General features: G+C 61.8%; 16 protein-coding genes and 1 tRNA gene. 3 read left to right on the forward strand and 14 right to left on the reverse strand.

The annotated features are described in order from the left end of the window. Nucleotides 1-2: 2 nt before the first annotated feature. Nucleotides 3-1,517 carry a phosphomannomutase/phosphoglucomutase gene (locus tag NKI52_RS17265; RefSeq protein ID WP_502896646.1) on the reverse strand — a complete coding sequence of 505 codons (1,515 nt, stop codon included), beginning with the start codon at nucleotides 1,515-1,517 and terminating at the stop codon, nucleotides 3-5. A 205-nt stretch (nucleotides 1,518-1,722) separates the two neighbouring features. On the opposite strand from NKI52_RS17265, the gene NKI52_RS17270 reads away from it, so the two are divergent. Continuing rightward, nucleotides 1,723-1,799, forward strand: a tRNA-Pro gene (locus NKI52_RS17270). A 70-nt stretch (nucleotides 1,800-1,869) separates the two neighbouring features. On the opposite strand, the gene NKI52_RS17275 is transcribed toward NKI52_RS17270, so the two are convergent. The 4 genes from NKI52_RS17275 to NKI52_RS17290 form a co-directional block, all read right to left on the reverse strand. Beyond that, the gene (locus NKI52_RS17275; protein WP_352569897.1) at nucleotides 1,870-3,489 is read right to left on the reverse strand and encodes an ABC transporter ATP-binding protein; all 1,620 of its coding nucleotides are present in this window, start codon (nucleotides 3,487-3,489) and stop codon (nucleotides 1,870-1,872) included. Nucleotide 3,490: 1 nt separating this feature from the next. Continuing rightward, nucleotides 3,491-4,609 carry an ABC transporter permease gene (locus NKI52_RS17280; protein ID WP_352618583.1) on the reverse strand — a complete coding sequence of 373 codons (1,119 nt, stop codon included), beginning with the start codon at nucleotides 4,607-4,609 and terminating at the stop codon, nucleotides 3,491-3,493. Next, nucleotides 4,602-5,525, reverse strand: a complete 924-nt coding sequence (locus tag NKI52_RS17285) for an ABC transporter permease subunit (protein WP_023679313.1) — start codon at nucleotides 5,523-5,525, stop codon at nucleotides 4,602-4,604. The genes NKI52_RS17280 and NKI52_RS17285 overlap by 8 nt, the downstream gene beginning before the upstream one ends. 159 nt (nucleotides 5,526-5,684) lie before the next feature. Continuing rightward, on the reverse strand, nucleotides 5,685-7,277 hold the full coding sequence (locus NKI52_RS17290; protein WP_352569899.1) for a peptide ABC transporter substrate-binding protein: 1,593 nt from the start codon (nucleotides 7,275-7,277) through the stop codon (nucleotides 5,685-5,687). Nucleotides 7,278-7,659: 382 nt separating this feature from the next. On the opposite strand from NKI52_RS17290, the gene NKI52_RS17295 reads away from it, so the two are divergent. Beyond that, nucleotides 7,660-8,139 (forward strand): TadE family protein, encoded by a 480-nt coding sequence (locus NKI52_RS17295; protein ID WP_352618589.1) that lies wholly within the window; start codon nucleotides 7,660-7,662, stop codon nucleotides 8,137-8,139. 1 nt (nucleotide 8,140) lies between these two features. Beyond that, complete coding sequence (locus tag NKI52_RS17300) at nucleotides 8,141-9,925, forward strand: pilus assembly protein TadG-related protein (protein ID WP_352569901.1); 1,785 nt, start codon at nucleotides 8,141-8,143, stop codon at nucleotides 9,923-9,925. A 16-nt stretch (nucleotides 9,926-9,941) separates the two neighbouring features. On the opposite strand, the gene bglA is transcribed toward NKI52_RS17300, so the two are convergent. The 9 genes from bglA to NKI52_RS17345 all read right to left on the reverse strand — a co-directional run bounded on the left by bglA (nucleotide 9,942) and on the right by NKI52_RS17345 (nucleotide 25,031). Further along, nucleotides 9,942-11,570, reverse strand: a complete 1,629-nt coding sequence (gene bglA / locus NKI52_RS17305; protein WP_352698732.1) for a beta-galactosidase BglA — start codon at nucleotides 11,568-11,570, stop codon at nucleotides 9,942-9,944. Then, the gene (gene glgX, locus NKI52_RS17310; protein WP_352698734.1) at nucleotides 11,560-13,566 is read right to left on the reverse strand and encodes a glycogen debranching protein GlgX; all 2,007 of its coding nucleotides are present in this window, start codon (nucleotides 13,564-13,566) and stop codon (nucleotides 11,560-11,562) included. The genes bglA and glgX overlap by 11 nt, the downstream gene beginning before the upstream one ends. Nucleotides 13,567-13,777: 211 nt before the next feature. Then, on the reverse strand, nucleotides 13,778-15,406 hold the full coding sequence (locus NKI52_RS17315) for an alpha-D-glucose phosphate-specific phosphoglucomutase (protein ID WP_352698736.1): 1,629 nt from the start codon (nucleotides 15,404-15,406) through the stop codon (nucleotides 13,778-13,780). A 3-nt stretch (nucleotides 15,407-15,409) separates the two neighbouring features. After that, nucleotides 15,410-16,855: a glycogen synthase GlgA gene (glgA, locus tag NKI52_RS17320; protein ID WP_352698738.1), complete on the reverse strand. Its 1,446-nt coding sequence runs from the start codon at nucleotides 16,853-16,855 to the stop codon at nucleotides 15,410-15,412. Nucleotides 16,856-16,858: 3 nt separating this feature from the next. Next, entirely contained in the window at nucleotides 16,859-18,124 is a 1,266-nt protein-coding gene (glgC, locus tag NKI52_RS17325) for a glucose-1-phosphate adenylyltransferase (RefSeq protein WP_254819896.1), read from the reverse strand. A gap of 35 nt (nucleotides 18,125-18,159) precedes the next feature. Continuing rightward, nucleotides 18,160-20,373, reverse strand: a complete 2,214-nt coding sequence (gene glgB / locus NKI52_RS17330) for a 1,4-alpha-glucan branching protein GlgB (protein WP_352698740.1) — start codon at nucleotides 20,371-20,373, stop codon at nucleotides 18,160-18,162. A gap of 146 nt (nucleotides 20,374-20,519) precedes the next feature. After that, on the reverse strand, nucleotides 20,520-22,988 hold the full coding sequence (locus NKI52_RS17335) for a glycogen/starch/alpha-glucan phosphorylase (protein WP_023679304.1): 2,469 nt from the start codon (nucleotides 22,986-22,988) through the stop codon (nucleotides 20,520-20,522). Nucleotides 22,989-23,163: 175 nt separating this feature from the next. Continuing rightward, nucleotides 23,164-23,952 (reverse strand): ATP-binding cassette domain-containing protein, encoded by a 789-nt coding sequence (locus NKI52_RS17340; protein WP_023679303.1) that lies wholly within the window; start codon nucleotides 23,950-23,952, stop codon nucleotides 23,164-23,166. Beyond that, a complete protein-coding gene (locus NKI52_RS17345; protein ID WP_352679639.1) occupies nucleotides 23,949-25,031 on the reverse strand; it encodes an ABC transporter permease in 1,083 nt (360 codons plus the stop codon). Before NKI52_RS17345 ends, NKI52_RS17340 begins: the two co-directional genes overlap by 4 nt. Nucleotides 25,032-25,085: the final 54 nt, after the last annotated feature.

The following is a 25,085-nucleotide window of genomic DNA, read 5'->3' on the forward strand; positions in this document are numbered from 1 at the left end:
GCTCAAAAGGTCTGATTGTAGGCGCCGACTTCGGGGCTGCGGCGCAGCACCGCATCGACGGCTTCGAACATCTGCCGGCGCCGCTCGGACGATACCGGGCTCTCCACCACCACCACAAGCTCCGGCTTGTTCGATGATGCCCGCACCAACCCCCATGTACCATCCTCCGCCACGACCCTGACGCCGTTGACGGTGATCAGTTCGGCGATCTTCTGGCCGGCGAAGACCGTGCCCTCGTCCTTCATCTTGCGAAAATCGCCTACGACCCGCTCGACGACGCCGTATTTGAGCTCGTCGGCGCAGTGTGGCGACATGGTCGGCGTGCCGAAGGTCAGCGGCAGATCGCGATAGAGGTCGGCCATGCTGCTTTGCGGGCTGCGATCCAGCATCTGGCATATGGCGATGGCCGTGACCAGGCCATCGTCATAGCCGCGGCCGATCGGCGGATTGAAGAAGAAATGGCCCGATTTTTCGAAACCGGCGGCGGCGCCGAGTTCGGCGACGCGCCGCTTGATATAGGAGTGACCGGTTTTCCAATAGTCGGTGACCGCGCCATTTTCCCGCAGCACCTTGTCCGTCATGAACAATCCGGTCGACTTGACGTCGACGACGAAAGTCGAGCCGGGATAGAGGTGCGAAATGTCGCGCGCCAGCATGACGCCAACCTTGTCGGCGAAAATCTCGTTGCCTTCATTGTCGACCACGCCGCAGCGATCGCCGTCGCCGTCGAAGCCTAGCCCGACATCGGCGCCCGTTTCCAGCACCTTGTCGCGAATGGCGTGCAGCATCAGCATGTCTTCGGGGTTGGGATTGTAATTGGGGAACGTATGATCGAGCTCGACGTCGAGCGGGATCACCTCGCAGCCGATCCTTTCCAGTGCCTCGGGAGCGAAAGCCCCGGCGGTGCCGTTGCCGCAGGCGGCCACCACCTTGAGCTTCCTCGAGATACCCTTTCCCGCTGTCAGATCGTCAAGGTAGGTTTTGCGGAAGTCCGCAACGAAGTCATAGGAGCCGCCACCGACAAGATCGAAATCGCCTGAGAGCACGATCGCCTTCAACGCGCTCATCTCCTCCGGACCAAAAGTCAGCGGGCGCGCCGCGCCCATCTTGACGCCGGTCCAGCCATTCTCGTTGTGCGAGGCAGTGACCATGGCGACGGAGGGCGTGTCGAGCGCGAACTGGGCGAAATAAGCCATCGGCGACAGAGCAAGCCCGACATCCTTGACCCGTGCGCCGGCCGCCATCAGCCCGGAAACCAGGGCCAGCTTTATGGCAAGCGAATAGGAGCGGAAATCGTGACCGGTGACGATGTCGGGTCCGGCACCCAGGCGACGGATCAGCGTGCCGAGCCCCATGCCGAGCGCCTGGACGCCGATCAGATTGAGTTCCGGCGTTTCGTTCGAGCCGGGATGGCCGAACCACCAGCGCGCATCATATTCGCGAAACCCGGACGGCTTGATCAGCGCCGAGGTTTCAAACTCAAAAGTGTTTGGTCTGACATCGCTAACGATCTTCATCGACAAGGCTGCAAACTCCAGGCGGCTGAATCAGGTGCTTCGAGGCAAGTGGACGGTTACCCAGATGCCCTTTAAGCCGTGTTTGTGCGACAGGAAACTGAAACCTGTATGACGTGGCGGCGAAAGCGAAAGAAATGCGACAGAAGCGCTGCCATTGGCGCTTGCAGTAACCAAACGCGGCGGCTATAAGCCCGCGGTCTGGTCACGGAGTGTAGCGCAGCCTGGTAGCGCACATCGTTCGGGACGATGGGGTCGCAGGTTCAAATCCTGCCACTCCGACCAGAAAAAACAGCGGCTTAGCTGTTTTTGTTCCCGAAACAACCACCATCCGCCGCAGTTCTGACCGATCGCGCTATGCGCTCAGGCGAAATCGCGTCACGTCGATGGCCGCGGCCATCAGTGTCTGCGTATAGGTTGCCTGCGGATTGCTGAAGATCGCCTCGGCCGGTCCCTCCTCGACGATCTTGCCCTGCTTCATGACGATGATGTAGTCGGCCATGGCGCGCACGACGGCGAGATCGTGGCTAATGAACAGATAGGACAGCTCGTGGTCGGCCTGCAGCTTGCGCAGCAATTCGACGATCTGCTTCTGCACGGAGCGGTCCAGCGCCGAGGTCGGCTCGTCCAGCACCACCACTTTCGGCTTGAGTATCATGGCGCGCGCAATGGCGATGCGCTGCCGCTGACCGCCGGAGAATTCATGCGGATAGCGGTTGCGCGTGTTCGGGTCGAGCCCGACTTCGAGCAAGGCATCGACCGCGCGGAGATCGCGCTGCCTGCCCGACAGATTGGGCTCATGGACCAGAAGCCCCTCGGTGATGATCTGGCCGACGGTCATGCGTGGCGACAGCGAGCCGAACGGATCCTGGAAAACCAGCTGCAATTCGCGCCGCAGCGGCCGCATCGCCTGGCGGTCGGCGTGGGAAATGTCGCGGTCACCAAGCCGGATGATACCGTCGCTGGGCAGGAGCCGCAGCAAGGCGCGGCCGAGCGTCGATTTTCCCGAGCCGGATTCGCCGACGATGCCGATCGTCTGGTTGCGCTTCAGCCGTATCGAAATGTGATCGACGGCGCGCAGCAGCAGCGGCTCGCCGCCAAGAAATCCGCCGCCGATCTTGAAGGTCACCTCGACGTTCCTGCCTTCAAGCAGGACAGGGGCATTCGGAGGCGGCGGCGCCTTGGTGCCGGTCGGTTCGGCGGCAAGCAGCATCTTGGTGTAGCCGTGCTGCGGGTTGGCGAAGATCGCTTCCGCCTCGCCCTCCTCGACCACCTCGCCATAGCGCATCACATAGACCCGATCGGCAAAGCGTCGGACGATGCCGAGATCGTGGGTGATGAAGACGATCGCCATGCCGAGCTTGCGCTGCAATTCGGCGAGCAGCATGAGGATCTGCGCCTGGATGGTGACGTCGAGTGCGGTCGTCGGCTCGTCGGCGATCAGTATGTCGGGGTCGTTGGCCAGCGCCATGGCGATCATGACGCGCTGGCGCTGACCGCCCGACAACTCGTGCGGATAGGATTTCATCCGCCGCTCCGGATCGGGAATATGGACCAGCCGCAGCAGCTTGAGCGCCTCCTCGCGCGCCGCGGCGGCGCCAAGTCCGCGATGCTTGCGGATCGGCTCGATCAGCTGGTTGCCGATCGAATAGAGCGGGTCTAGCGACGTCATCGGCTCCTGGAAGATCATGCTGATCTTGCGGCCGCGGATCTTGTTGAGCTCGGGTTTGCTCAAGGTCAAAAGATTGCGGCCGCGATAATCGACTGTGCCGGTGGCTTCGCCGTTCGAGGCGAGCAGGCTCATCGCCGCCATCATCGTCTGGCTCTTGCCGGAACCGGATTCGCCGACGACGGCGACGGTCTCGCCTGATTTGACGTGGATATTGATGCCCTTCACCGCCTCCACCACACCGTCGAGGGTGCGGAAGCGGACGCGAAGGTCCTTGACGCTGAGGATGGTTTCGGAAGCGGCCATCTCAACGATCCTTCGGGTCGAGCGCGTCGCGCAGCCCATCGCCGACGAAATTCAGCGCGAACAGCGTGGAGACGAGAAAGAAGGCCGGGAACAGAAGCAGCCAGTTGGCCGAGCCGATGTTCTGGGCGCCAACCGAGATCAGCACGCCCCAGCTGGTCATCGGCTCCTGGACGCCGAGCCCGAGGAACGACAAAAAACTCTCCAGGATGATGACCTGCGGAACGAGCAGCGTCATGTAGATCACCACCGGCCCGAGCAAATTGGGGATCACATGGCGCAGCAGAATGCCGCGCTGGCCGACGCCCATCGCCTCCGCCGCCTGGACATATTCCTGCCGGCGGATCGACAGCGCTTGTCCGCGCACGATGCGCGCCATGTCGAGCCACAGCACCGCGCCGACGGCCAGGAACATCAGCACGAAGTTCCTGCCGAAGAACACCACCAGCATGATGACGAAGAAGATGAACGGCAAAGAATAAAGCACGTCGACGACACGCATCATCACCTCGTCGACCCTGCCGCCGGCAAGGCCGGCGGTGGCGCCGTAGAGCACGCCGATGACCACGGCCACAATGCCGGCAAGCAGGCCGATGGCTAGCGATATGCGCCCGGCCATCAGCGTTCGGGACAGGAGATCGCGACCGGTATTGTCGGTGCCGAACAGGAAATATTGCTGCTTGATCGAGGCACTCATCACCATTTCGAGACCGTCCGGCGATTTGCTCTCGATCTTTGTGTCATCAAAGGTATCGGAACGATCAAGGTAGCGAATGTTGCGGTCGTCGATCGGCTTGGACGATTTTGCGGTAACGAACACACGGCTGCCCTCCTGCCGCCACTCCTTGATGTCGACGCGCATACGCCTGATCGCCTCATCAAGAGCGCCTTCGATCATGTCGGCCTTCGGATAGGCGGAGAAGCTCGGCGGCGTACGGACATAGTCGGCATAGATGGTGGTGTATTGGTGCGGCACGAGATAGGGCCCAAACACGCTGATGACGGCGATGAAGGCAAGATAATAGAGGCTGAACATGGCCGCGCGATTGGCCTTGAGGCGCGCCCAGGCGTCGCCCCACAGGGACCGGCCGACGACCGGTGCGGCAACTGCGATATCAGTCATAGCGCACCCTCGGATCGACGACCCCATAGAGGACGTCGACGATCAGGTTGAAGACAATGGTGAAGAGCGCGATGACCACCACCGTCCCCATCACCAGCGTGTAGTCGCGGTTGAGTGCAGCAACGACAAAATGGCGGCCGATGCCCGGGATAGAGAAGATGGTCTCGACGATGACCGAGCCGGTGAGAAGGGCTGCGGCTGCCGGACCGGTGAAGGAGACGATCGGCAGGATGGCGCCGCGCAGTGCATGCTTGACGACGACCGACCAGTCGGACAGGCCGAGAGCGCGCGCGGTGCGGATGTGATGCGAGTGCAGCGATTCGATCATCGAGCCGCGCATCAGGCGGGCGACGATGGCGATCTGCGGAAGGGCGAGCGTCAGCACCGGGCCGACCTTATTGATGAGGGCTCCATCGCCCCAGCCGCCGATCGGCAGCAGCCTCCAGGTCAATCCGAATGCAAGCTGGATTACCGGGGCGATGACGAAGGTTGGAATGGTGCTGCCGGCGGTCGCCAGCGCGATCACCGAATAGTCGGCAAGCTTGTTCTGGTTGAGCGCGGCAACACTGCCGAGCACGCTGCCGAGGAGCAGCGCCAGAATGAGCGCCGAAGCGCCGAGCTGGATTGAGATCGGCAGGCCCTCCTTGAACAACTCGCCGACGGTGAAATCCGGCATGTTGTAGCTGGGGCCGAAATTGCCGCGCAGAAGATTGCCGAGATAGTGGACGTACTGCAACCAGAGCGGATCGTTGAGGCCGAACTGAGCTTCGAGATTGGCCCTGATCTCGGGGCTCAGGCCCCGCTCCTGGTTGAACGGGCCGCCCGGCGCGACGCGTATCAGGAAGAACGCCATGGTCACGATGACGAACAGCGTCGGAATGGCGGTCAGAAGCCGCCGGAATACGTAACGCAGCATCGGTGCCCCGCTTGATCCAGAACAACGCGCGTCCAGCTGGACGATTGCGCTCTAGCCTTCAAATCTTCGCATCGGCTTTCCGGAAATCGATCCGATTCACGGAGGTCCGATGCGACGGCAAGCCACCGCGCATTCGATGCGCGGTGGCCCGGCCAGGGATCAGTCCTTGCTGATGAAGCGGGACGGATGGATGTCCATCACATTGTCGTCGAAGCCATGCAACTTCGAGGAAACGATATCGTGGTAGCTGTAGTAGAGAAGCGGGATCTCGCCGACGTCATCGATGAGGATGCGCTCGGCCTCGGCGAGTTCCTTCATGCGTTCTGCAGGGTTGCCGCCGGCGGCCGCCGCCTTGTCCATCGCCGCCTCGTATTTTGGGCTGTTGTAGACCGAATAGTTGTTGCCGCTGGCTTTGCGGGAGATGCCGAGGAAGGTTTCGGGATCCTTGTAGTCGGCAATCCAGGCGGCGCGCGCCACGTCATAGTCACCCTTCTGCTCGAGGAAGGAGTAGTGGGTCTTGGTGTCGGTATTGAGGAGTGTTATCTCGACGCCAAGCGGCTTCAGCTGTTCCTGAATGGCGACCGCTGTGTTCTTGTGGTTCTCCGAAGTGTTGTAGCGGATCTGCATTTTCAGCGGATGCTCGGGTGTATAGCCGAGTTTCTCGAGGATCTTCTTGGCAGCGTCCTCGCGGTCGATCTGCGGCATGTCGGCGTATTTGGCCATTGCCGGCGTATAGCCCTCGATGCCGGGAGGCACCATGGAATAGCCGGGCAGCATCGAATTCTGCCAGACTTTCTCCGCCAGGAAGTCGCGATCGATCGCCATCGAGATGGCGTTGCGCAGCTCGACATTATCCCACGGCGCCTTATCGGTCTTGATCGCATAATAGTAGATGCCGAGATATGGCCCGACACGGACCTGGTCGCCGAATTTGGTTTTGAGATCGGCGAGTTGTTCGGTCGGCAGGTCGCCGTAACTGTCGAGTTCGCCCGCCTCGAAACGCTTCATCGCCGACGAGCGATCCTCGGTCGGGATGTAGTTGACGACGTCGAACTTGACGCTCGCGGCGTCCCAGAATTTCGGATTCTTGACCAGCTTCAAATGGTCGTTGGGAATCCACTCCGCCGCTGTAAAGGCCCCGTTGGAGACCAGCTTGCCTGCCTTGATCCAGTCGGCGCCAAGCTTTTCGATAGACGCCTTGTTAACAGGATAGGTCGCCTGATGGGTCAGCATCTCCAGGAAGTACGGCGTTGGCGCCTTCAGCGTGACTTCGAGGGTATTTGCGTCAATCGCCTTGACGCCCATATCCTCCGGCTTGCCCTTCTTGGTATTGACCTCCTCCGCATTCTTGACGGGATAGAGCATGGAAGCGTATTCGGCAGCGGTGGCCGGATCTTCCAGCCGACGGAAGGAATAGACGAAGTCGTCCGCCGTCACCGGGCTGCCATCCGACCAGAGGCCGTCCTTGCGCAGCTTGAAGGTGTAGACCTTGCCGTCGTCGGACACCGTCCAGCTTTCGGCGGCGCCCGGAATGAGGTTCGTCTTCTGGTCATGCATGACCAGTCCCTGGAACAGGTCGCGTATGATATCGGCTTCGTAGACCGTCGAGGTCTTGTGCGGATCGAGCGTCTCCGCTTCGGCGGCGGCTCCGCGGTTGTAGACGGTCTCGGCGAAAGCCGGCGTGTAGAACGTACCGGCGGCCAAGACCATGGTCGTGGCGAGTACCGTCGCCTTCAGCACATGTTTCAGCATGGAGTTCTCCCTAATGACGTCGCCCTTCGGCCACGTCTCTAAGTGTTGACGCCCCGAAACCGATTGGTTGGTTCCTTTCGAGCGCGCAGCCGGTTCCCTTTTCCGGCAGCTGGTGGCCAAACAGTAACGTGGAGATTTTTTATTTCAACAGACTCTCGGGGTCACCCAAAGTAAGGGGGCCGGGGCAGTCGTTTTGCGGGCGGCCAATCAATGGTCGAAACCATGAGTTTGACTGGGTTTCCCGGCCAGAACGCCGATCTGGGAAATAATCTGGCCGATCATTTCAGTTTACCGGAATGTATTAATTGGTTCTTAGGCAACCAAGGGTTACAAACTTCGATGGGATCGGCACATCGACCTTGGGTTCCAACGGGCAAGGGCAATGAACAAGATAGACAGTAATACTGTCGCATTGAAGCGTAAAATATTGCGCCAAGTACGGACGAATCTACGCAAAATTGGAGAAGAGTCCGGAACTTCCGCGGTCGAGTTCGCCCTGCTTTCCCCAATCTTTATCCTTCTTTTGCTCGGAATGGTTGCATATGGTATCTATTTTGGTGCAAGCAACTCCTTGCAGCAAATCGCCGCCGATGCCGCCCGCACCGCAATTGCCGGATTGAATCAAACCGAGCGCCAGGCGCTGGTGGCGAGTTTCGTCAAAAACAATGCCAGTGGATACCCGTTCGTCGATTCCGGCAAGCTGACCTATCAAGCGACGGACAGCACGGCCGACGGAAATCAGTTCGTCGTGTCGATCCAGTACGATGCCAGCAACCTGCCGATCTGGAACCTGTTGCCCAGCCTTGCGATGCCGCAAACCACGATCTCACGCAGGTCGACCATCAGGATTGGAGGCATTTGAAATGTCGCAGTTCTTGCTGAGGGGCATCGGGCGGATCGCTCGCTCGATGGTTGGCGACGAGAAGGCGAACTTTGCCGTCATGACGGCGCTGATAGCACCGTTCGCGCTGGGGTTGGCGGCCTTCGCTGTCGACGAAGGTTCGATCTACACGGAGCGCAGGGAAGCCCAGGCGATGACCGATCTGGCGGCGATCACCGCGGCGTCGAACATCAACAATATGGAAGCCGCGGCGGTAACCACGCTCAGTGACAACCGAATGCCCGGCATCATTGTTCAAAAGGCAGGTCAGACAATCGTTCCCACGGTTGGCAAAACCGTCGTGTCGGTCACCGGCGGCCGATACTCAGCGGCGTCCTCCGTTGGTGTCGACAAGCGCTTCGAAGCCGGCAAAACGCCTTACAACGCCGTTCGCGTCACTCTGCAAAAAATCCCCGCCCGGTATTTCGCCAGTTCGCTCATCCCTACTCCGGTTGTCGGCACCGAAGCCATTGCCAGTGTGACCCCGCAAGCGATGTTCTCGGTCGGGTCCAGGCTCCTCAGCGTCAATGGCGGCATCCTCAACGCGCTTCTCAGCAAGTTGCTGGGCGCCAACATTTCGCTCAGCGTCATGGACTACAACGCGCTGATCTCGGCCGATGTAAACGTGCTTTCGTTCGTCGATGCCCTTGCCGTACAGTTGCAACTGACAGGTGTCAGCTATTCCGACGTGCTGGCGTCAAAAGCGACGGTAGGCCAGATCGCGACCGCCATGGCCAATGCGTCCGGGTCGGGCAGCGCCAGCAAACTTGTGCTGCAGACGATCGCGTCGAGGGCCACCAACACAGTCAAGATACCCCTCAGTCATCTTATCGATCTTGGCTCGATCGGTAAGCTCGGCCTCGGACAAAAGTCTCCCGGCTTTTCCGTCGACGCAAGCGCGATGGGCATGCTGGGTGCCGCCGCCTCGCTGGCCAATGGCTCAAACCAGGTCCAGGTCGATCTCGGCGCCACTATTCCGGGACTTACCTCCACCACGCTCGCCATCGCCATCGGTGAACCGATGCAATATTCACCCTGGCTGGCCGTCGGGGAAAAAGGCACCGTGGTGCGCACCGCGCAGACGCGCATCAAGCTGGTCACCACAGTGGGCATCGGCAATTCCAATCTCGGCGGCGGCATCAGCCTGCTGTCCGTCAACCTGCCTCTGCATGTCGAAGTCGCCTATGCGGAAGCCAAGCTAACCGACATCAGCTGCCCGACGGGCCGGCCGGATAGCATCAAGGTCTCGATCGCCGCGCAGCCTGGCGTGGCCTCGCTGCACCTTGCCACCAGCGACGCCGACAACAACCCATCGGCCTTCGCCGATTTCAGCAATCCGCAATCGTTCTCCGATGCCACGATTGCACAGGTAAGCGTAAAGCTTCTGCTGCTCACCCTCAATCTGCTCGATGTGAAGGGTTCGTCATCACTTGCCATCACCAACAACGATGCGACCGCATTGACGTTCGACAGCACCGATATCGCCAACAAGACGATAAAAACTGTCGCTACAAAAAACCTGACGCAATCACTCACGACATCGCTGGTCAGCGGCCTCTCGCTCTCGGTCAATGCACTGGGCCTCGGGCTGGACGTGACGGCCCTGCTCGGAACGGTTAAGCCGGCGGTGGTAACGGTTCTGAACGGCGTGACGGCGCCGGTCGACGAACTGGTCTATAACGTGCTTGCAGCTGTCGGCGTGCATGTCGGCGAGGCCGATGTGCGGGTTGTCGGCGCGACTTGCGGGCGCTCCGTGCTCGTTCAATGAGATAATGAAATAGAGCTCAGCCGATCCGGCCGAGGAAGCAGCCCAGCGGCGGCAGCGACAGAGTTCTTTCCTGCAAGACGCCGGCAGCACCGCCAAGGTCTATCGGCTCTATCGCTTCCAGATCCGGTGGCAATTGCCAGCCGGCCGGCTCGTCGGCGAAATTGAAGACACAGAGCAGCTTTTCGTCACCGCCTTCGCGAATGAAAGCAAGGACGTCGCCTTCGGCATCGAGGAACCGGATCGAGCCTCGAACCAGCGCCGGATGCTGCTTGCGCAAGGCCAGCATCGCCCGGTAGCTCGCCAGGACGGAGGTTTGCTCGCCATCCTGGACGTCGACCGCCCGGGCGCGATGGCTTGCCGGGACCGGAAGCCACGGCTTGCCCGTCGAAAAGCCGGCATTGTCGGCGCCAGCCTCCCAGACCATCGGCGTTCGGCACCCATCCCGGCCCTTGATTGCCGGCCAGAAGCGGATGCCGAAGGGATCGCGCAAATCCTCGAACGCCAGTTCGGCCTCCTCCAGCCCGAGTTCTTCGCCCTGGTAGAGGCAGATCGATCCGCGCAGGCAAGAAAGCAGCACGATCGAGAATTTCGCCACCCTGTCCGGATCGCCGCCGGGCCTTGTCCATCGACTGACATGGCGCACGACATCGTGGTTGGAGAACGCCCAGCAAACCCAGCCGTCGAACACCTTACTCTCGAAGGCCTCGACACAGCCACGCACATGCGACGCCGAGAATTGCGGGCCGAGCAGGTCGAACGTGTAGGACATTTGGAGCTTGTCGCCACCGCCGGTATAGGCGGCGAGCGTCTGCAAGGAACGAGTTTCGTCGCCAATCTCGCCGACAGCGACGCGGCCTTCATATTCGTCAAGCAAGGCCCGGAAGCGCCTGAGGAAAGCAAGGTTTTCCGGTTGGCTCTTGTCGAACAGATGCTCCTGATAGAGATAGGGGCTGGTTGCCGCATTGGTGCCGGCGACGCTTTCCGCCAAAGGCGGGTTGCTGCGCAGCCAGCGGTCGTGGACGTAATAGTTGACCGTATCCAGCCGGAAACCGTCGACGCCGCGCTCGAGCCAGAACCGCACCGTTTCCAGCAAGGCGTCCTGCACCTGTGGGTTGTGGAAATTCAGGTCCGGCTGCGAGGCGAGGAAATTGTGCAGGTAATATTGCCTGCGCGTTGCGTCCCATTCCCAGGCCGGGCCGCCGAAAAGCGACTGCCAGTTGTTGGGGGCGGTGCCGTCGGGCTTCGCATCGGCCCAGACGTACCAGTCGGCCTTGGGGTTGTCGTGGCTCGTGCGGCTTTCGACGAACCATTCGTGCCGATCCGACGAATGCGACAAGACCTGATCGATGATCACCTTCAGGGCGAGCCGGTGTGCCTCGGCAACCAGCGCGTCGAAATCCTCTGATGTGCCGAACATCGGATCGACGGCGCAGTAATCCGAAACGTCGTAACCCATATCGGCCATTGGCGACTTGAAGAAAGGCGACAGCCAAACCGCGTCGACACCGAGCGATGCGACATGGGCCAGCCTCGAGGTGATGCCGCGGAGATCGCCGCTGCCGTCGCCTGTCGTATCCTGGAAGGAGCGCGGGTAGATCTGGTAGATGACGCAGCCGCGCCACCATTCGGCATTGTCAGGCATCATGGCTCTCCCCTGCGCCCGCCCGCGCTGTCCTGCTTTCGATCATGAACAGGACCGTTCGCCCAGGCACCGGCCGCGAGATATCGCTACTATCCGGTTCGATAGCTGGGCGCCAAAGAAAACCCGCCCGTTCCGGCAGCGTGAACATGCAGGCCCGGCGGTCGCCGTTGATGACCACTGCAAGGCGACTGTTCTCACCGCTCCCGAGAACCATGACCAGCCGGTGCCGCCTGGCATCGTGCCAGGCGGCCTCGTCGAGCGGCATGCCGGTTTCCGTCAGCCAGGCTACGTCTGGGATTTCCGAGCCCGCAGGCGGTTCTCCGGTCAGGAACGTTGTGTCCAAAAGCGCCGGCACGACACGACGCATCCTGGCGAGCAGAGCCGTATGGTGCTCGAGCGCCAGGTCGCGCCCGGCCCAGTCGAGCCAGGTGATGTCATTGTCCTGCGCGTAGGCGTTGTTGTTGCCGCGCTGCGTGCGGCCGAACTCGTCGCCGGCCGTCAGCATGATCGTGCCGCGCGAGGCAAAGAGCGTCGCCAGCAGCGCGCACTGGTCATCGAAACGGGCCGTAACGATTGGCTGGTCGCCGGTCTCGCCCTCGAGGCCATTGTTCCAGGACAGGTTGTCGTCGTGGCCATCGCGGTTCTGTTCGCCATTGGCCTCATTGTGCTTGTGCTCATAGGCAGCGATATCGGCCAGCGTCATGCCGTCATGCGCGGCGATGAAGTTGATGCTGCGGCTCGTTGTCTGGCCTGGTTTGGCAAAGACGTCGGACGAACCGGCAAGCCGCGTCGCCAAGACACCGATAATGCCGCCGTCGCCGCGCCAGAAACGGCGGATATCGTCACGGCATTTGTCGTTCCATTCGAGGAAGGGCGGCGGAAAATTGCCGAGCTGATAGCCATCCGGTCCGATATCCCAAGGCTCGGCGATCAGCACCCGGTCGCCAAGAACAGTATCTTTGCGAATGGCGTTCAGCAGCGGCGCATCGGCGTCGAAAACGCCGTCGACGCGGCCGAGGATCGGCGCCAGGTCGAAGCGGAATCCGTCGACACCGGCGCGCTGGACAAAGTGGCGAAGCGTGTCGAGGACCATTTCCCGGACGACCGGATGATCGCACGCAACCGTATTGCCGGTTCCGGTGTCATTGACCAGAGCGCCGTCCGGCTCGTGCCGATAATAGGCGCGGCTGTCGAGGCCGCGCAGCGACAATGTCGGGCCGAGCCGGTCGCTTTCGCCGGTGTGGTTGAACACAAGGTCGAGAATGGTGCCGATGCCGGCCTCGCGCAGCGCGGCGACCGTTCCGCGCAACTCGGCCAGACCGCCGGGCGCCAGTCGCGGATCGAGCGCCATGAAGGTCACGGGATTATAACCCCAGGCGTTGCGCAGACCGAGCGGCGGTAAATGCCGTTCGTCGATCGATGCAGTCACCGGCATCAACTCAATGGCTGCCACGCCGAGTTTTTGCAGATGCTCGACAACGAGGGGGTGAGCGAGCGCTCCAATGGTGCCGCGTTGCTTCTCGGGAATGTCCGAATGCAGCTTTGTGAAGGCGCGTACCGGCACTTCGTAGATGAGGCCGCCGGACCGAAACAGAGGCGGCAAGGCAGGCAAGGGTTCCGGCAAGGCGCCAGCAATGGCCTTCGGCATCAGCGACGCCGTGTCGGCCCCCGCGCCACGGCGCGCGGCTAGCCGGCCGTCATAGGCATAGGGCCTGTCGATCTCGACGGCATAGGGATCGGCCAGCAGCTTGTTGGGATCGAACCAGAAACCGTGTTCCGGCGCGTAGTCGCCATCGGCACGGAACCCGTATCGGGTGCCAGCGGCGAGACCGGCAACAAAAAGTGCGTGGACGCCCTCGCCTTCCGACTGGAGTTCCAGCCGGTCGATTTCGCGGTTGCCGCGCGCGTCGAAGATCGAGACCCAGATGCGCCGAGCCGACGAGGACCATGCGGCGAAGCGGATACCTTCCTTGGTGATAGTTGCGCCGAGTTGGCTCACGCGCGCTCACAGCAGCAGGTCGTAGACAGTTTGAGGCGTTGCCATCGCCGACGGATGAGGGGTGCTCCAGCTTGGCACCTACGGCGATCCGTCCAACACCCCTCAACCGTCTCGGCGCTACGCGCCGATCCACCGCTCGGGGGCGAGCCACGGGTCTCGCCCCGTCCTTCGGACCCCACAAGGGGAGAAGGAAAGGCGCGCCGCTCTAGGCTCACGTAATCACGCTCGGCTTGGCGCGGCCGGTATGGCTGAGAATCCCGGCAATGTCGTCGGCCGCCACGATCAGATCGGCAAGTGCCTCCTGGGTGTCGAGATCGTGGCGGTTCTTGTCCGGCTCGTAGCGCTCGACATAAAGCCGCAGCGTCGCGCCCGAGGTGCCGGTGCCGGACAGGCGGAAGACGACGCGTGAGCCGCCTTCGAACAACACCCTGATGCCCTGGTTCTTGCTGACCGAGCCGTCGACCGGATCGTGATAGGCGAAATCATCGGCGCTGGCGATCGTCATGCCGCGCACGCTGGTGCCAGGCAGCGAGCCGAGCTTGGCGCGCAGCTCGTCGACAAGCGCGTTGGCACGATCGATCTCGACCTCCTCGTAGTCGTGGCGCGAATAATAGTTACGGCCATAGGCCGCCCAATGCTGGGTGACGATCTGCTTGGCGCTTTCGCCGCGCACGGCAAGGATGTTGAGCCATAAAAGCACAGCCCACAGGCCGTCCTTTTCGCGGACATGGTTGGAGCCGGTCCCCGCACTCTCCTCGCCGCAGATCGTTGCCATGCCGGCATCGAGCAGATTGCCGAAAAATTTCCAGCCGGTCGGCGTCTCGTAGATGCCGATGCCGAGCTTTTCGGCGACCCGGTCGGCAGCACCGCTGGTCGGCATCGAGCGGGCGATGCCTTTCAGCCCGGCCTTGTAGCCCGGCGCCAGATGGGCGTTGGCGGCGAGCATCGCCACCGAATCAGACGGGGTGATGAAAATTCCCTTGCCGATGATCAGGTTGCGGTCGCCGTCGCCATCCGAGGCGGCGCCAAAGTCTGGCGCATCCGGCCCCATCATCTCGTCGTAGAGGTGTTTTGCATGCACCAGATTGGGATCGGGATGATGGCCGCCGAAATCCGGCAGCGGAATGAAATTGCGGGCGGTGCCGTTGGGCGCGCCGAGCCGGTTTTCGAGGATCTCCTTGGCGTAGGGGCCGGTCACCGCATGCATGGCGTCGAAGCGCATGCGGAAGCCCGACTTGAACAGCGCCCGCAATGCGTCGAAATCGAACAGGCTTTCCATCAGTTCGGCATAGTCGGCGACAGGATCGATGATTTCGACGGTCATGTCCCCCGTCTTGACCGTGCCGATCGTGTCGATGTCGACCTGCCCGATATCGGCGATCTTGAAGCTTGAAATCGCCTTGGTTTTTTCGAAGATCGCGTCGGTCAGCTTTTCCGGCGCCGGGCCGCCATTGCCGGCATTGTACTTGATGCCGAAATCCTCATGCGGGCCACCCGGATTGTGGCTAGCCGACAGGATGATGCCGCCAAAGGTCTTGTATTTGCGGATGACATGCGAAGCGGCCGGCGTCGACAAGATGCCGCCCTGCCCGACCATCACCTTGCCGAAGCCGTTTGCCGCGGCCATGGCGATGGCCTTCTGGATGACCTCGCGGTTATAGAAGCGGCCGTCGCCGCCGATCACCAGGGTTTTGCCCTCGAACCCGTCCAGCGCATCGAAGATCGACTGGATGAAGTTCTCGGCATAGTGCTCCTGCTGGAACACCGGGACTTTCTTGCGCAGCCCGGAGGTGCCGGGCTTCTGGTCGGGATAGGGTTTGGTGGCGACGGTGCGGATCATCAGTCAGGCAGCCCTTTTCGAAAGCAGCAAGCGATAGTGTTGGACATATTTTTCGGCGCTTTTGTCCCACGAAACGTCGGCCTTCATGCCTTGCCGCTGCATCGACGTCCACACTGCGGGATTGGCATGCGCCTCGACAAGGCGGCGGACGGCGTGCAGCAAGGCGCCGGCATTGGCGGGCGCAAACTGGAAACCGGTCGCAACGCCGGCAGAGATGGCGGCTTCGTTGGCATCGATGATCGTGTCGGCAAGGCCCCCGGTACGGGCGACGACCGGCACGCAGCCATAGCGCAGGCCGTAAAGCTGTGTCAGCCCGCAAGGTTCGAAGCGCGATGGGATAATGATTGCGTCGCAGCCGCCCTGCATGGTGTGGGAGAGTCCCTCGTCATAGCCGACGACGACGCCGATGCGGCCGCGATGGCGGGCTGCGGCGGCAAGCAACGCGCCTTCCAGCCCAGCGTCGCCAGACCCAAGGATTGCCAGCCGTGCACCTGCTGCGACGATGCCGTCGACGGCCGCAGCCAGTATGTCCATGCCCTTTTGCCAGGTCAGCCGGCTGACGACGCAGACGATCGGGCTGTCATCGCGATCGAGGCTGAAACGGTCCTCGACCGCGGCCTTGTTGGGCATTCGCGCCTTGAGCGTCTTTGCGGTGTAGTTGGAGGCTAGATGCTTGTCGGTTTCCGGGTTCCAGATCTCGGTATCGATGCCGTTGACGATGCCATGGAGATCGACGGAGCGCATGTTGATCAGGCCGTCGAGGCCCATGCCGAATTCGGGCAAGCGGATTTCCTGCGCATAGGTCGGGCTGACCGTGGTGATCGCCCACGCCGCCTGCAGGCCGGCCTTGAGGAAGCCGACGCCGCCGTAATATTCGACGCCGTCGAGCGCCATCGCCGCCGCCGGCAGGCCAAGGTCGCCAAAGATGCCGGCGCCGAACTGGCCCTGGAAGGCGAGGTTGTGCACGGTGATCATCGACGGCGTGCCGACCGCCTTGCCGTAGCGCATGTAGGCAAGCGTCATTGCCGACTGCCAATCATGGGCATGGACGATATCGGGCAGGTAGCCCGAGATCGCACCGCCGGCAATATCACCGCCTACCTGGCTCAAGGCCGCGAACCGGCGCCAATTGTCCGGCCAGTCGGCGCCAGTCGCGTTGCCGTATGGGCCGCCGGGACGGTCGAAAAGATGCGGCGCGTCAAGCACGAACAGGTCGAGCCCGGCGATCTGGACGGCATGCACCGAGGCCTTGCCGCCCTGCAGCAACGGATATTGCTGAACCGGCTTTTTTTTCCTGAAGGCTCCCATCACCTGGGGATAGCCGGGGACGAGCGTGCGCATGGTGACGCCCTTGCCGGCCAATGCCACGGGCAAGGCGCCGGTTACGTCGGCGAGCCCGCCGGTCTTGACCAGCGGAAAGATCTCGGGCGCCACCGACAGAACCTGCATGCACTACGATCCCAGCCTGTTGATCATGTCCTGCGTGACGAGGCAGATGCCTTTTTCCGAAACGCGGAAACGCTTGGCGTCGAGGACGGGATCCTCGCCGACCACCAGCCCCTCCGGGATCCTGACACCGTGATCGATGACCACGCGCTTCAGCCTGGCGTTGCGGCCGACATGAACGTCGGGCAGCATGACAACCTCCTCCAGCGTCGAATAGGAATTGATGCGCGCGCCGGTGAAGATCAGGCTTCGCTTCAGCGAAGCGCCCGAAACGATGCAATCGCCCGATACGAGAGACGACACGGCCGACCCGCGGCGGCCATCCTCGTCATGCACGAACTTTGCCGGCGGCTTCAACTCGGCATAAGTCCAGATCGGCCAGTCGCGGTCGTAAAGGTCGAGTTCCGGCGTGATGTCGGTCAGGTCGATATTGGCCTCCCAATAGGCGTCGACCGTTCCGACGTCGCGCCAATAGGCCTCGTTCTCGGCGGTCGAGCGCACGCAGGATTTGGCGAAGCGATGGGCGATCGCCTTTCCGTGCTCGACGATGTAGGGGATGATGTCCTTGCCGAAGTCGCGGCTCGAGCCGGGCTCTGCTGCATCGCGACGCAATTGCTCCATCAGGAACTTGGTCTTGAACACATAGATGCCCATCGAGGCCAGCGCAAAATCCGGCTTGTCGGGAATGCCTGGCGGATCGGCGGGCTTTTCGATGAAGGAGATAATGGTGTCCTTGGGATCGACATGCATGACGCCGAAGCCGGTAGCTTCCATGCGTGGCACTTCGAGGCAGCCGACGGTGACGTCGGCGCCGGCCTCGACATGCTGGCGCAGCATCATTTCGTAGTCCATCTTGTAGACGTGGTCGCCGGCCAGGATGACCATGTATTCCGGCCCATAGGCCTCGATGATGTCGATGTTCTGGTAAACGGCGTCGGCGGTGCCCTCGTACCATTGCGTTTCCGACACACGCTGGCTGGCCGGCAGGATATCGAAACTCTCATTGCGCTCGGGCCGCAGGAAGTTCCAACCGCGCTGCAGGTGGCGGATCAGCGAATGCGCCTTGTACTGGGTGGCGACGCCGAGGCGGCGGATACCGGAATTGAGCGCATTGGACAGCGCGAAATCGATGATGCGGGTCTTGCCGCCGAAATAGACCGCCGGCTTGGCCCGTCGGTCGGTCAGTTCCTTGAGCCGGCTGCCACGGCCGCCGGCCAGCACATAAGCCATGGCGTCGCGTGCCAGCGGCTGTGTTCGTTTTATTTCAGCCATTCCTATCCTCCCAGGTTAGATGCTCCAGACATAGCTCAGTCCGGGACGAATTCGAGCATGATCGTCGACAGCGGCGGCAAAAGCATCGTCGCCGAAATGCCTCCTCCTTCCGCCTGAGCCTCGACGCCGCCGCTATTGCCCTTGCCGGAACCGCCATAATCCGTGGCATCGGTGTTGATGATCTCGCGCCATTTTCCGGCGTGCGGCAACGGCACGCGGTAATTGTCGCGCGGCACCGGCGTGAAATTGGAAATGACCGCGACCGGGTTGCCGCCCGGCGCGCTGCGCAGCCAGGCAAATACTGAGTTCGCGCTGTCGTCGACGATCAGCCAGGAAAAGCCCTCCGGCTCGCAGTCGCGGGCATGCAGCGCGGGGCGCGAGCGGTAGAGATAGTTGAGATCGCGCACCGTCTGCCAGACGCCGCGGTGGAGCCGGAAATCGAGCAGGTTCCAGTCGAGCGCGCGCCCCTCGCTCCACTCGCGGCGCTGTGCGAACTCCTGGCCCATGAACAACAGCTTCTTGCCGGGATAACCCCACATGAACGCGTAATAGGCGCGCAGCGTCGCGAATTTCTGCCAGTCGTCGCCGGCCATCTTGTTGAGCAGCGTGCCCTTGCCGTGCACCACTTCGTCATGGGACAGCGGCAGCACGAAATTCTCGCTGAAGGCGTAGACCAGACCGAAGGTGATGTCGTTGTGGTGATGCTTGCGGAAGATCGGCTCCTTGGAGAAATACTCCAAAGTGTCATGCATGAAGCCCATGTTCCATTTAAAACCGAAGCCCAGTCCGCCTTCATGCACCGGCTGCGAGACTTTCGGCCACGAGGTCGATTCCTCGGCGATGGTCATCACACCTGGATGGTGGCCGTAGACCTCCTTGTTCATACGCTGCAGGAAGCTGACCGCTTCGAGGTTCTCCCGCCCGCCCTTCTCGTTGGGAATCCATTCACCGGCCTTGCGCGAATAATCGAGATAAAGCATCGAGGCGACCGCATCGACGCGCAGTCCGTCGACGTGATATTTCTCGGCCCAGAACAGCGCATTGTTGACCAGGAACGAAATCACTTCGCGGCGCCCAAAATTATAGATCGCGGTGTTCCAGTCGGGATGGAAGCCCTTGCGCGGATCGGCATGTTCGTAGAGCGCGGTACCGTCGAACTTTGCCAGACCGTGTTCGTCAACCGGGAAATGCGCCGGCACCCAGTCGAGGATGACGCCGATGCCTGCACGGTGGGCGCCGTCGACGAAGCGGGCAAAACCGTCCGGATCGCCAAAGCGGGCAGTCGGCGCATAAAGACCCGTCGTCTGGTAGCCCCAGGACGGGTCATAAGGGTGTTCGGAGATCGGCATGAATTCGATGTGGGTAAAACCGGTCTCGACCACGTAAGGGATCAGCCTGTCGGCGAGCTCATCCCACGACAGGAAGCTGCCGTCGTCGTGAAGCCGCCATGACCCGGCATGAACCTCGTAGATCGATACGGCTTCGCGCCTGTGGTCGGCATTGCGCCAGTAGTTCCGGTGCGCCTCGTCACCCCATTCATGCGCCGGCGGCAATGCCGTCACCGAGGCGGTGGCCGGGCGCAGTTCGGACTTGAAGGCGAACGGATCGGCTTTGAGCGGCAATCTCACGTCATCCGGCCCGATGATTTCATACTTATACGGGCGGCCAGCGCCGATGTCGGGAATGAACAGCTCCCAGATGCCGGTGTCGCGGCGGACGCGCATGGTATGCCTGCGGCCGTCCCACTCGTTGAAGTCGCCGACCACCGAGACGCGCCTTGCATTGGGCGCCCACACCGCAAAATGCACACCCGATGCACCTTCATGGTCGATGAGATGGGCGCCGAGCTTGTCGAACAGCCTGAGATGCGACCCTTCGGCGATGTAATAATCGTCCATCGGGCCGAGCACGGGACCGAAGGAATATGGATCGGTCAGCCACCAGTCACCGCCGGAATTCCTGGCGTGATAGCGCAGCGGCTGGCGTTTGCGCAGCGACAGTTTGCCTTCGAAGAAACCGCGGTCGTCGCGTCTCGACAGCTCGCCGGCCTTCTTGCCGGTCAGCGTATAGGCGGTGACGAACTCGGCATGAGGGACGAAGCAGCGGGCGACAAAGCCCTTTCCCGCCTCATGCACGCCAAGCACTGCAAACGGATCGCCGTGCGTGCCGGCGACAATCGCCGCGACATCGCCGGCTGGCGCCAGTCCGTCCGGCCCGCTTGTCGCAACGGTCGCGCGCGGCTTGCTCATCAGGCAGTGACCCTCCCCGGGCACCAAGTGTATGTTTCTAGTGGAGTTTTGAATTCGACATTCGCATGCCGCCTTACCCTCCAAGGGATGCGAGGGTCAAATCCACTCCACTAGGACCACATTGTTCGTGGCCACATGCAATCATATCAGGCGGGCACGTGCCATATGTCTTTCGCATATTGGCGGATCGTTCGATCGGACGAGAACCAGCCGACGCGCGCGACATTGCGGATGGCTCTGGCGTACCAGTCCGGGCTGTTGCGCCAGACGGCATCGACGTCGCGCTGGGTGGCGGCGTAGGCATCGAAATCCGCGGCGACCATGAACCAGTCGCTCTGGTAAAGACCGTTGATCAGGTCGCGATAACGGTCCGGATCGTCAGGTGAAAAGACTCCGGATGAAACCGCGGCCAGCGCCTGCGCCAATTCAGGCGATCCCTCGATCACAGCGCGCGGATCGTAACCATTGTTGCGTCGCTCGGCGACCTCATCGGTGGTCAGGCCGAAGATGAAGATATTGTCGTCGCCCACGCATTCCTTGATCTCGACATTGGCGCCGTCGAGCGTGCCGATGGTCAGCGCGCCGTTCAGCGCGAACTTCATGTTGCCGGTGCCGGACGCTTCCATGCCGGCGGTCGATATCTGCTCCGAAAGATCGGCGGCCGGCATCATGATCTCGGCCAGGCTGACATTGTAGTTCGGCACGAATACCACTTTCAGCAAGCCGCGCACCGCCGGGTCGCGGTTGATGACCCGGGCGACGTCATTGGCAAGTTTGATGATCAGCTTGGCGTTGTGATAGCTGGGCGCCGCCTTGCCGCCGAAGAATTTGACGCGAGGCATCCAGTCGCGCTCCGGATGCGAGCGGATCTGGTCGTAAAGCGCGACCGCTTCGAGAATGTTCAAGAGCTGGCGCTTGTATTCGTGGATGCGCTTGACCTGGATGTCGAACAGCGCCGATGGGTCGACCTTGATGCCGAGCCGGTCGGCAACGAGCTTGGCAAGCCTCGTCTTGTTCGCCCGTTTGACGGCGGCGAACTTGTCGCGGAAGGCTGCGTCCTCAGCGAAAGGATCAAGCCGCTTTATCTCGTCGATGTCGTCGAGGAAGCCGTCGCCAATCGCCTCTCGGGTGAGTGCAGTGAGGCCGGGATTGCACTGTATCAGCCAGCGCCGCGGTGTGATCCCGTTGGTCTTGTTGTTGATGCGATCCGGGTAGAGCCTGTGGAGGTCGGCAAACACCGTCTCCTTCATCAATTCTGTATGCAGTGCCGACACGCCGTTGATCGAGTGCGAGCCGACAAAGGCCAGATTGCCCATACGCACGCGGCGATCGCCATTTTCCTGGATCAGCGAGATGCGGCTGATCTGCTCGTCCGAGAACTGGTCGGAGGCGCGCGCCTCGAGCAGCACCTCGGCGTTGATGGCGTAGACGATCTGCATGTGGCGCGGCAACAGCCGCTCGAACAGCGGCACGGGCCAGCTTTCCAGCGCTTCGGGAAGGAGCGTGTGGTTGGTGTAGCCGAAGGTGCGCTTGGTGATGCTCCAGGCCTGGTCGAAATCCATGCCGTGGACATCCATCAACAGGCGCATCAGCTCGGCTACGGCGATCGCCGGATGGGTGTCGTTGAGATGGATCGCCGCCTTGTCGGGCAGCGATTGCAGGTCGCCATACTGGCTGAGATGACGCTGGACGATGTCCTGCAGCGAGGCGGTGGAGAAGAAATACTCCTGCCTGAGCCGCAACTCCTGGCCCGCCTTGTGGGAATCGGCCGGGTAAAGGACGCGCGACAACGCATCGGCCTTGTTGCTTTCGGCGAGCGCGCCGATGTGATCGCCGGCGTTGAACTTGTCGAGCAGGATCGGGTCGACCGGCATGCCGGACCACAGACGCAGCGTGTTGACGCGGTTGGCCCGCCAGCCGACAACCGGCGTATCATAGGCGACTGCCAGAACATGTTCGGTCGGCTTCCAGACGTGGCGCTCGAGCCGGCCGTCCTTCGACGTGACCGATTCTACCGAGCCGCCGAAGCCGACCTCGAAGGAGCGTTCGCGGCGCTCGAACTCCCAGGGATTGCCGTGATCGAGCCATGTCTCGGGCAGCTCCACCTGCCAGCCGTCATGGATCTCCTGCCGAAACATGCCGTTGGCGTAGCGGATGCCGTAGCCATGCGCGGGGATATTGACGGTCGCCATGCTTTCCATGAAGCAGGCGGCGAGCCGGCCAAGACCGCCATTGCCAAGGGCAGCGTCCGGTTCGAGCGCAGCAATGATGTCGAGGTCGACGCCAAGCGACGACAGCGCCTCGCGCATATTGTCCATCAGGCCGAGATTGGAGAAGGCATCGCGCATCAGGCGGCCGATGAGGAATTCCAGCGACAGGTAGTAGACGCGCTTTTCCTGCTGGGCGTAGGCCTCTTGGGTCGCCTGCATCCAGTGATCGACTATGCGGTCGCGTACAACCTTGATCGAGGCGGTGAGCCAATCGTACTGGGTTGCAACGTTGGTGCCCTTGCCGACCCTGTATTTGAGGGCTTGCAAGACTTCCTCGGCGAGCGTCTTGGGATCCGGGTTTTTGAGCGTGGGCAGAGGAGCTTCGGTTGTCATCGCGCGCGTCATGCTGCCTCTCGTGACGTTGCCAGGATCATGCGGCTTTCACCATCTCTGCCAATGCTAGTGCATCCCACCGGATGTTCAATCGATTCGGGTGATCGCAAGCCGGGTTGCCCTGCGGCAATTTGGCATTTGGAAACATCGCGTTTGGGCCCCTCGGCGATGGGCCTCAAGTTCTTGCTCAAGCCGCCAGCGCCGCTTCCGGCGGCACCTTGGCGCCAGTCATGAAGGCGACGGCGTCGGACATCGTATACTGCTTCGGATCGATGACACACAGGCGACGGCCGAGCCGATGAATGTGGATGCGGTCGGCCACCTCGAAGACATGCGGCATATTGTGTGAAATCAACACGATCGGCAGGCCTCGGCGTTTTACGTCGAGTATGAGTTCGAGCACGCGGCGGCTCTCCTTGACGCCGAGCGCAGCCGTCGGCTCATCCATGATGACCATCTTCGAGCCGAAGGCGGCGGCACGCGCCACCGCCACGCCTTGGCGCTGGCCGCCCGAGAGCGTTTCCACCGCCTGGCTGATGTTCTGGATCGTCATCAGGCCAAGTTCGGTGAGCTTGTCGCGGGCACGCTTTTCCATCGCCGGACGGTCGAGCATGCGCAGCCATTCGCCGAGGAACCCGGGCTTGCGGATCTCCCGGCCGAGGAACATGTTGTCGGCGATAGACAGCGCCGGCGACAGCGCCAGGTTCTGATAGACGGTCTCGATGCCGGCCTCGCGCGCCTCCATCGGTGATTTGAAGGCAATAGGCTTGCCTTCAAGCCGTATCTCACCTTCGTCCGGGGTGACCGCTCCGGAAATGGCTTTGATAAGCGACGACTTGCCGGCGCCGTTGTCGCCAATGACAGCAAGGATTTCGCCCGGATAGAGGTCGAAGTCTGCGCTGTCGAGAGCGGTGACGCGGCCGTAGCGCTTGACCAGGCTGCGCGCGGTAAGGATCGGTTCGTGAGTCTGGTTCATGCCGAGATCTTCCTGATCCACTGGTCGATACCAACAGCGATGATGATAAGGGCGCCGACGGACAATTGCGTCCATTGCGGATCTGTCCCCCAAAGCCTGAGGCCGAGCGCGAACACGCCGACGATCAGCGCACCGAAGATGGTCCCGAGGATGGAGCCGCGGCCGCCGAACAGCGAAGTGCCGCCGATCACCACGGCGGTAATCGAATTGATGTTCTCGAACTGCCCGGCCTGCGGCGAGACCGATCCGATGCGTCCGATCAGGGCCCAGCCGGCGATGGCGCAAATGATACCAGTCAGCGTGTAGACCGCGACCAGCATCCGGCTGACGCGCACACCCGACAGCTCCGCGGCCTCCGGGTCGTCGCCGACCGCATAGACATGCCGGCCCCACGCGGTGTGATTGAGCACGTACCAGGCAATTGCCGCCATGATCAGCACCAACAGCACGCCATAGGTGAAGACAGCGCCCCCGATCCTGAACGATCCGCCGAAAAACTGCAGCAGCGGCGCCGTCGTCTCGAGATCCTGGCTGCGGATGGTCTCGTTACCGGAATAGATGAAGTTGATGGCAGCGTAGATCGACCAGGTGCCGAGCGTCACGATGAAGGGCGGCAGTTTCACCCAGGCGATGAGAATGCCGTTGATCAAGCCGCAAATCGCGCCGACAAGCAGCCCGACGGCAACGGCCACCGGCGCTGGAACACCGTAATGCATGGCAAACTGGCCCATGACGACCGAGCTCAGCACCATGATGGCACCGACGGACAGGTCGATGCCGGCGGTGAGCACCACCAGTGTCTGCGCGATGCCGACCATGCCGGTTATCGCCACCTGCTGGAGGATCAGGGTGAGGGTGAAAGGAGAAAAGAAGCGTCCGCCGACAAAGACTGCGAACAGAGCCACCGAGATGATCAGGATGATCAGCGGCACCATGGCAGGGCTTTTGTGCAAGCGGTGCTGGATGCTCTCCAGCGTCGAGCGGGAATGCGTCTCGAATGAAGCGACGCTGGTGTCGCTAGTGGCCAGGACCGTCTCGAATTCCTGCGGTCCCTTGCTCCTGGTTGTTTCGACGCTCAAGTCGACCTCCCGCCTGTGATGTGGAGCGGCCGAAACCGCTCCACATTCTCTATT

The organism is Mesorhizobium sp. M0590 (assembly GCF_040320905.1).
GTDB lineage: Bacteria > Pseudomonadota > Alphaproteobacteria > Rhizobiales > Rhizobiaceae > Mesorhizobium.

Coding starts and splice junctions, on each gene's coding strand:
- NKI52_RS17265 (WP_502896646.1), bottom strand. CDS start 1,517: ATGAAGATCGTTAGCGATGTCAGACCAAACACTTTTGAGTTTGAAACC.
- NKI52_RS17340 (WP_023679303.1), bottom strand. CDS start 23,952: ATGAACCAGACTCACGAACCGATCCTTACCGCGCGCAGCCTGGTCAAG.
- glgC (WP_254819896.1), bottom strand. CDS start 18,124: ATGGCTGAAATAAAACGAACACAGCCGCTGGCACGCGACGCCATGGCT.
- NKI52_RS17280 (WP_352618583.1), bottom strand. CDS start 4,609: ATGACTGATATCGCAGTTGCCGCACCGGTCGTCGGCCGGTCCCTGTGG.
- bglA (WP_352698732.1), bottom strand. CDS start 11,570: ATGATGCCTGACAATGCCGAATGGTGGCGCGGCTGCGTCATCTACCAG.
- glgB (WP_352698740.1), bottom strand. CDS start 20,373: ATGAGCAAGCCGCGCGCGACCGTTGCGACAAGCGGGCCGGACGGACTG.
- NKI52_RS17335 (WP_023679304.1), bottom strand. CDS start 22,988: ATGACGCGCGCGATGACAACCGAAGCTCCTCTGCCCACGCTCAAAAAC.
- NKI52_RS17300 (WP_352569901.1), top strand. CDS start 8,141: ATGTCGCAGTTCTTGCTGAGGGGCATCGGGCGGATCGCTCGCTCGATG.
- glgA (WP_352698738.1), bottom strand. CDS start 16,855: ATGCAGGTTCTGTCGGTGGCGCCCGAGATCTTTCCGCTGGTCAAGACC.
- NKI52_RS17295 (WP_352618589.1), top strand. CDS start 7,660: ATGAACAAGATAGACAGTAATACTGTCGCATTGAAGCGTAAAATATTG.
- NKI52_RS17275 (WP_352569897.1), bottom strand. CDS start 3,489: ATGGCCGCTTCCGAAACCATCCTCAGCGTCAAGGACCTTCGCGTCCGC.
- NKI52_RS17315 (WP_352698736.1), bottom strand. CDS start 15,406: ATGATCCGCACCGTCGCCACCAAACCCTATCCCGACCAGAAGCCCGGC.
- NKI52_RS17285 (WP_023679313.1), bottom strand. CDS start 5,525: ATGCTGCGTTACGTATTCCGGCGGCTTCTGACCGCCATTCCGACGCTG.
- NKI52_RS17290 (WP_352569899.1), bottom strand. CDS start 7,277: ATGCTGAAACATGTGCTGAAGGCGACGGTACTCGCCACGACCATGGTC.